General features: G+C 72.6%; 6 protein-coding genes. 3 read left to right on the top strand and 3 right to left on the bottom strand.

Features of this window, described 5'->3' with window-relative positions; translation table 11 throughout:
* Nucleotides 1-42: 42 nt before the first annotated feature.
* Nucleotides 43-525, bottom strand: a complete 483-nt coding sequence (locus DVH02_RS03120; RefSeq protein ID WP_114622113.1) for an Lrp/AsnC family transcriptional regulator — start codon at nucleotides 523-525, stop codon at nucleotides 43-45.
* A 170-nt stretch (nucleotides 526-695) separates the two neighbouring features.
* Between DVH02_RS03120 and hppD the strand changes: the two genes are divergently transcribed.
* Nucleotides 696-1,853, top strand: coding sequence for a 4-hydroxyphenylpyruvate dioxygenase (gene hppD / locus DVH02_RS03115; RefSeq protein ID WP_114622114.1), 1,158 nt, complete (start codon nucleotides 696-698; stop codon nucleotides 1,851-1,853).
* A gap of 56 nt (nucleotides 1,854-1,909) precedes the next feature.
* On the opposite strand, the gene DVH02_RS35030 is transcribed toward hppD, so the two are convergent.
* Nucleotides 1,910-3,628, bottom strand: a complete 1,719-nt coding sequence (locus DVH02_RS35030; protein WP_158575835.1) for a tetratricopeptide repeat protein — start codon at nucleotides 3,626-3,628, stop codon at nucleotides 1,910-1,912.
* Nucleotides 3,629-3,725: 97 nt separating this feature from the next.
* Between DVH02_RS35030 and DVH02_RS03105 the strand changes: the two genes are divergently transcribed.
* Nucleotides 3,726-5,093, top strand: coding sequence for an FAD-binding oxidoreductase (locus DVH02_RS03105; protein ID WP_114622112.1), 1,368 nt, complete (start codon nucleotides 3,726-3,728; stop codon nucleotides 5,091-5,093).
* A gap of 221 nt (nucleotides 5,094-5,314) precedes the next feature.
* Here the strand turns inward: DVH02_RS03105 and DVH02_RS03100 are convergent, their stop codons facing one another.
* Complete coding sequence (locus DVH02_RS03100; RefSeq protein ID WP_114622111.1) at nucleotides 5,315-5,791, bottom strand: SsgA family sporulation/cell division regulator; 477 nt, start codon at nucleotides 5,789-5,791, stop codon at nucleotides 5,315-5,317.
* 466 nt (nucleotides 5,792-6,257) lie between these two features.
* Here DVH02_RS03100 and DVH02_RS03095 point away from each other — a divergent pair.
* Nucleotides 6,258-6,955 (top strand): DUF2510 domain-containing protein (locus DVH02_RS03095; protein ID WP_147285993.1); only part of this gene is annotated, 698 nt, incomplete at its 3' end.

The following is a 6,955-nucleotide window of genomic DNA, read 5'->3' as shown; positions in this document are numbered from 1 at the left end:
CCCGTAGCCCCCCCCTGTCGCCCCTTCTCGCCACCTCCCTTGTCACGCTCCGCCGTCGGTGTCCGCTGCCGCCTGTTCCACCAGCGGGATGATCCGCAGCGGTACGGGGTTCTCCATGACGATCGCCGTCGCGGCCCGGACAATGCCATCAAACCCGACAACTCGGTCGATCACTCGTTGGAGATCGGCGTTCGAGCGCGCCACCAGCCGGCAGAGCATGTCTCCCTCGCCCGTGGTGGTGTGCAGTTCGAGCACCTCGGGCACGGTCGTCAGATGGGCCCGTACGGCGGCGCCCTTGCCCTGTTTGATCTCCAGCGTGGCGAAGGCCGTGACGGGGTAGCCGAGGGCGGCCGGATCGACCGTCGGGCCGAATCCCTTGATCACTCCATTCGATTGAAGCCGGTCCAGCCGCGCCTGTACGGTCCCGCGCGCCACGCCCAGCCGACGCGACGCCTCCAGCACCCCGATCCTGGGCTCGCGCGCGAGAAGCGCGATCAGCCTGCCGTCGAGTCCGTCGATGCTCATGGCCCGTCTCCTCGTTGCGTCAGTGCCGTCACTCGGCGCCGTAAACATGGTCATCCTGTGCGGACAGTCTGGTGTTTCCGGCTGTCGGCTGTACAGATTGCCCAGTGAATACGCGAACTGTTGCGCACCTTGTGGAACGGCGGGACGCTGAGCCCATGGCTGACATCTCGATGAGCGCTGACACCTCGGCGAACGCCGCCACCGCCCCCGACACCGCGCGCACGGCCGACCCCTTCCCGGTCAAGGGAATGGACGCGGTCGTCTTCGCCGTCGGCAACGCCAAGCAGGCCGCCCATTACTACTCGACGGCCTTCGGCATGAAGCTGGTCGCCTACTCGGGGCCGGAGAACGGCAGCCGCGAGACGGCGAGTTACGTGCTCACCAACGGCGCGGCCCGCTTCGTCTTCACCTCCGTGATCAAGCCGTCCTCCGCGTGGGGCCGCTTCCTCACCGAGCATGTCGCCGCGCACGGCGACGGCGTCGTGGACCTCGCCATCGAGGTGCCGGACGCCCGCGCCGCCTACGCCTACGCCGTGGAGCACGGCGCCCGGGGCATCGCCGAGCCGTACGAGGTCAAGGACGCGCACGGCACCGTCGTCCTGGCCGCCATCGCCACGTACGGCGAGACCCGCCACACCCTGGTCGAGCGCTCCGGCTACGAGGGGCCCTACCTGCCGGGCTTCGACGCCGCCGAACCGATCGTCGAGCCCCCCGCCAAGCGCACCTTCCAGGCCATCGACCACTGCGTGGGCAATGTCGAGCTGGGCCGGATGAACGAGTGGGTGGGCTTCTACAACAAGGTCATGGGCTTTACCAACATGAAGGAGTTCGTGGGCGACGACATCGCCACCGAGTACTCCGCGCTCATGTCGAAGGTCGTCGCGGACGGCACCCTCAAGGTGAAGTTCCCGATCAACGAGCCCGCGGTCGCCAAGAAGAAGTCGCAGATCGACGAGTACCTGGAGTTCTACGGCGGCGCGGGCGTCCAGCACATCGCCCTCGCCACGAACGACATCGTCGCCTCCGTACGCGCGATGCGCGCCGCCGGCGTGCGCTTCCTGGACACGCCCGACTCGTACTACGACACCCTCGGCGAGTGGGCGGGCGATACCCGGGTGCCCGTCGACACCCTGCGCGAGCTGAAGATCCTGGTCGACCGCGACGAGGACGGCTACTTGCTCCAGATCTTCACCAAGCCCGTCCAGGACCGGCCGACCGTCTTCTTCGAGATGATCGAGCGGCACGGCTCCATGGGCTTCGGCAAGGGCAACTTCAAGGCGCTGTTCGAGGCGATCGAGCGCGAGCAGGAGAAGCGCGGCAACCTCTGATCAGCCCCGGTCGTCCGGGCCCGGGACGTACTGCACGCCCCGTGCCAGGGACGTACTCACGCCCCGGGCACGGACGCGCCTGCGGAGGCCGTCGCGACCGGTGGAACCGGTACGGGCGTGACGGTCTCCGGTGCGGCGGGGGCCGACGGCGACACCGTGGCCGCGGGAGTCGCCGGACCCGCCGGATCCGCCGGACCCGCCGAAGCCGCCGGTGTCTTCCGCGTCAGCGTGGGCGCCTGCGGACCCGTACCCTCCACGTCCACGGGACCGCCGTCCGCCGGTTCGCCCAGCGCCTCCAGCGCGTCCAGCGCCCTCGGGGCCAGCAGCGGCGAGAAGTGCGGATTGACGCGCAGCGCGTCCGCGAGGTGACGGCGGGCAGGACCGTACATGCCCAGCGCCCGTTCGATCTCGCCCCGGTGGTACGAGAAGAGCGCGCTGCGCACGCCCTGGGTCGTCGCCCGCTTCGCGTACTTCAGCGCCTCCTTCTCCTGGCCCGCCCGGAACAGCGCCCACCCCAGCGTGTCCGCCGCCTCCGTGGACCGGTGCAGCTGCCCCCACTCCGACTTCATCCGCGCCACGGCCGCCTGCGGATCGCCGTGGTCGGCCTCGAACCTGGCGAGGACCAGCTCCTCGTTCACCCCGTTGCCCCGCGCCGTGCCCGCCCGCTCGCGCAGCGCCTCGTACTGGGTCCTGGCGTCGCCGTCCAGCCCCATCGAGTCGTACAACTCGCCCAGCTCCAGGGCGTACGGGGGGCGCGGCAGCTTGCCGAGCGCGGCCTGGTAGTCGCGCGACGCCTCGTCCGTCCGGCCCAGCGAGGCCAGGGTCCGCGCCCGGCCGGCCAGCGACGCGGCCTGGTCACGGGTGACCGCGAGCGCCGCGTTGTAGTGGCCCAGCGCCTCGGCCGGCTCGCCGCGCTCCCACGCCAGCTCACCCAGCGTGTGCAGCGCCCGCGCCTTCTCGGCGGGCGTCGCGGCGCCCGCCACGGCCTCGGTCGCCTTGGCCTCCGCGTCCTCGCGCCAGCCCTTGTCCCGGTAGACCTCGGCGGCGCGCGTCAGGGTGGGCGCGTCGGCGCGCAGGTCCTTGAGCTTGCTGAGCGCGCGCCCGGCCGCCGCGTACTCGCCGAGCCCGCTGTAGGCGGTGATCAGGACCGGGTACGCGGCCCACTGCCCGGGGTGCCGCCCGCGCACGGTCTCGGCCCACCGCTTCGCGGCGGCGTAGTCGTGCCGGGCGTTGGCGAGCGCGGCGAGCCCGAGCAGCGCCTCCGGATTGCGGACGGCGCCGGTCTTGCCGTCGTCCGCGCCGCCCCCCGTACCGGCGCCGCTGTTTCCGGACTTGGCGGCCCCGTCGGCTCCGTCGGACTTGGCGGCCTCGTGGGACTTGGCGGCCCCTTCGGACTTGGCGGACTTGGCGGCGGACGCCTCGGCCACCGCGAGCGATCGCCGCAGCGCCCTCTCGGCCTTCGGGTAGTACGCCGGGTCCGCGAGCCCCTCCCCGCGCTGTACGTAGGCGGAGCCGAGCACCGCCCACGCCGCCCCGTCGCCGGGGTGCGCGCGCAGCCAGGTCTCACGGTCGCGGATGAGCGCGGCCAGATCCGCCGGCGCCGCGGGCGCTCCCGCGCCCACCGCCGCCATCGCCCGCTCCTCGGGGCCGGGCGCCGCCTCCCGCTCCCGGTCGGGCACGAACACCAGCACCCCCGCGACCAGCACGGCCCCCACCCCGGCCGCCAGAGCCGCCCTTCTGATCTGCCTGGTCTGCTGCGCCTTCATGACGTTCATACGGATTACTGTGCGTCAATACGACTGGACGGTCCGGGCTTGCCGGGGTGGATCGCGACGGGTTCACACCGATGGCCCCGGATGCGACGCTGGGACCATGGATGATCTCCTCGCACAGCTGCGGGCCGGGCTCCCCGCCGACGCCCTGATCACCGACCCCGACGTCACGGCCTCCTACGCCCACGACATGGCGAGCTTCTGCGCGGCGGGAGCGCCCGCCGTCGTCGTCCTGCCGCGTACGGTCGAACAGGTCCAGCACGTCATGCGCACGGCGACCGCGCTGCGCGTGCCCGTGGTCCCGCAGGGCGCCCGTACCGGACTGTCGGGCGCGGCGAACGCCACGGACGGCTGCATCGTCCTGTCCCTGACCAAAATGGACCGGATCCTGGAGATCAGCGCCGTCGACCGCATCGCCGTCGTCGAACCGGGCGTCATCAACGCCACACTCTCCCGCGCGGTCGCGGAACAGGGGCTCTCCTACCCGCCCGACCCCTCCAGCTGGGAGATGTGCACCATCGGCGGGAACATCGGCACGGCCTCGGGCGGGCTGTGCTGCGTCAAGTACGGCGTCACCGCCGAGTACGTCCTCGGTCTGGACGTCGTCCTCGCCGACGGCCGCCTCATGACCACCGGCCGCCGCACCGCCAAGGGCGTCGCCGGATACGACCTGACCCGCCTCTTCGTCGGCTCGGAAGGCAGCCTCGGCATCGTCGTCAAGGCCGTACTGGCGCTGCGCCCCTCGCCGCCCCGGCAACTGGTGCTGGCCGCCGAGTTCCCCTCGGCCGCCGCCGCGTGCGACGCCGTCTGCCGGATCATGGAGCGCGGCCACACCCCCTCCCTCCTCGAACTCATGGACGGCACGACGATCCGGGCCGTCAACGCGATGGCGCACATGGGCCTGCCCGAGACCACCGAGGCGCTGCTCCTCGCCGCCTTCGACACCCCCGACCCGGCGGCCGACCTGGCGGCGGTCGGCGAGCTGTGCGCGGCGGCGGGCGCCACCGAAGTGGTGCCCGCCGAGGACGTCGCCGAGTCGGAACTGCTGCTCCAGGCACGCCGGCTGTCCCTGACGGCGCTGGAGGCCGTCCGGTCGGCCACGATGATCGATGACGTGTGCGTACCGCGCTCACGGCTCGCCGCGATGCTCGACGGCACGGCCGCCATCGCGGAGAAGTACGGCCTGACCATCGGCGTCTGCGCCCACGCGGGCGACGGCAACACGCACCCCGTCGTCTGCTTCGACCAGGCCGACCCCGACGAATCGCGGCGGGCCCGCGAGTCGTTCGACGAGATCATGGCGCTCGGTCTTGAACTGGGCGGCACGATCACCGGCGAACACGGCGTCGGCGTGCTGAAGAAGGACTGGCTCGCCCGGGAACTGGGCCCGGTGGGGCTGGAGATGCAGCGCGGGATCAAGCAGACCTTCGACCCGCTGGGCCTGCTCAATCCGGGCAAGCTGTTCTGAGCGCACGGGCGCACGGGCGCTCGGGCGCTCGGGCGCACGGGTGCTTGGGCGCACGGGTGCTTGGGCGCACGGGTGCTTGGGCGCACGGGTGCTTGGGCACCTGGGCATCCGAGTACCTGAGCACCCGAGTACCTGAGCGCCCGAGCACGGTGGTGAGGCGGGTACGTGACGGCCCCCGCGGCCGTCCGTCCGCCTCGCCACCGCCGGTCCGCGGACCCGCCCTACGCATCGTCGTCCACCGACTCGTCGGAGGGCCACGGGTCCCGCAGCCACAGCTCGTCCGCGGGCAGCGGCGACAACAGCGCGGTCAGGCCCTCGTCGATGCCGAGCTGCTCGGCCTCGGTCCCCGGCTCCACGATCCGCAGCGTCCGCTCCACCCAGGCCGACACCGGCGCCGACGGCGCCTCCAGCAGCGCGTCGCCGTCGGGCGAGGAGAGCGCGAAACACAGCACGGACCGGCCCGCCACCTTCGTCGGCCAGATCCGGACGTCCCCGTGACCGCACGGCCTGAACACCCCCTCCACCAGCAGCTCGCGGGCGAAGGTCCAGTGCACGGGGGTGTCGGAACCGATGTGGAAGATGATGTGGACGGCGTACGGATCGTTCGTGCGGTACATCAGCCGGGCCGGTACGGGGATGCTGCGCTCGGGCGACAGCACGAGATTCAGCTCCAGTTCGCGTTCCACCACGGTGTGCATGAGGGGTACTTCCTCTCCTGACAGGGAGCCCCACGCCGGGGCCCTACCAGGAGAGAGGCGCCAACCACGCGGCTATGACGCGACTTGCGGTGACTTTCGCGGACCTATTTCGTGGCTGGTCGACAGGTCGGTTGACGGGCCGGTTCCCGGGCGGGTTGGAGATCCGGTGGACGGGCCGACGGGCGGGGCCGGTTCGCGCATCGGCCGTCCGAGGGCTTCCATGGGCACGGATGTACGCCATTTCGTACGCCCTGGCGAACAGAGCTTGCCCCGCTGCCTTACGCTGCGCATCGACGTCGTCGGCCGGGCGTCCACATGGGATTCTTTCTGTCGGTCTCCTTCCTCAGGGCCCCGCGTTCTTCGTTACTGTCTTCCTTGGACAAGCGGAGGCACGCGCCCGCTCGGGGTCGGCGGCGGACAGCCCGTACAGGTCGAACCATGGCGCGAATGAACGGAGTTGGGGTCAGTGGCTACTCCTCCTGGTGACGACGGGAACGTACCCCGGGAAGGGTTCTACCCGGATCCGTCGATCCCCGGATACGTCCGGTACTGGAACGGCGCCTCCTGGGTGCCCGGCACGAGCCGGCCCGCGCCGCGGGACGAGGAGGCGCCGCGCGCCGCGCTGCCGCCCGCCCCCGCCCGGCCCGGCTTCGAGGAGACCGGGCCGGTCTTCCTGGACGAGGAGCAGACCGGCCCCGCCCGGCAGGAACCGGCCTCCGCGTGGCAGGCCGACGCCTCCCGGCAGTCCGGCTTCGGCGGCGACGGCGCCGCCCGGGTCTCCTGGGGCGCGCCGGGCCAGGACCCCCGGATTCCCCGGCCCGCGCCGCCCGCCGGGCCCGTCGACCCGAGGATCGACGCGTCTGCGGGCGCCCCCGGCCCCGGTGACCCGACCGGCGGCGCGCTGCCCGGCATGCGCGCCCTGGGAGCCGGCGCGGACGCGTCGGGCGGCCAGGAGCAGGGCACCGACGCGGCCCCGGCCGCCGACCGGCCGGTCTCCGACGGCACGGTCGCGATCCGCGCGGACCGCCGGGGCACGGGCGGCGGTACGGGTACGGGTACGGGCCACGACGCGCTCACGCCCGCGCGGCCGCTGGTACCGCCCACCAGCGCGCAGCCGCCGGTGGACAGCACGGTCGCCATCCGCGCGCTGCGTGCCGCCCGGCG

Origin of the sequence: Streptomyces corynorhini, from assembly GCF_003346515.1 — a bacterium.
GTDB classification, from domain to species: Bacteria; Actinomycetota; Actinomycetes; order Streptomycetales; family Streptomycetaceae; genus Streptomyces; species Streptomyces corynorhini.
This window is presented reverse-complemented; position numbering and strand designations above follow the sequence as displayed.

Coding starts and splice junctions, on each gene's coding strand:
- DVH02_RS03120 (WP_114622113.1), bottom strand. CDS start 525: ATGAGCATCGACGGACTCGACGGCAGGCTGATCGCGCTTCTCGCGCGC.
- hppD (WP_114622114.1), top strand. CDS start 696: ATGAGCGCTGACACCTCGGCGAACGCCGCCACCGCCCCCGACACCGCG.
- DVH02_RS35030 (WP_158575835.1), bottom strand. CDS start 3,628: ATGAACGTCATGAAGGCGCAGCAGACCAGGCAGATCAGAAGGGCGGCT.
- DVH02_RS03105 (WP_114622112.1), top strand. CDS start 3,726: ATGGATGATCTCCTCGCACAGCTGCGGGCCGGGCTCCCCGCCGACGCC.
- DVH02_RS03100 (WP_114622111.1), bottom strand. CDS start 5,791: ATGCACACCGTGGTGGAACGCGAACTGGAGCTGAATCTCGTGCTGTCG.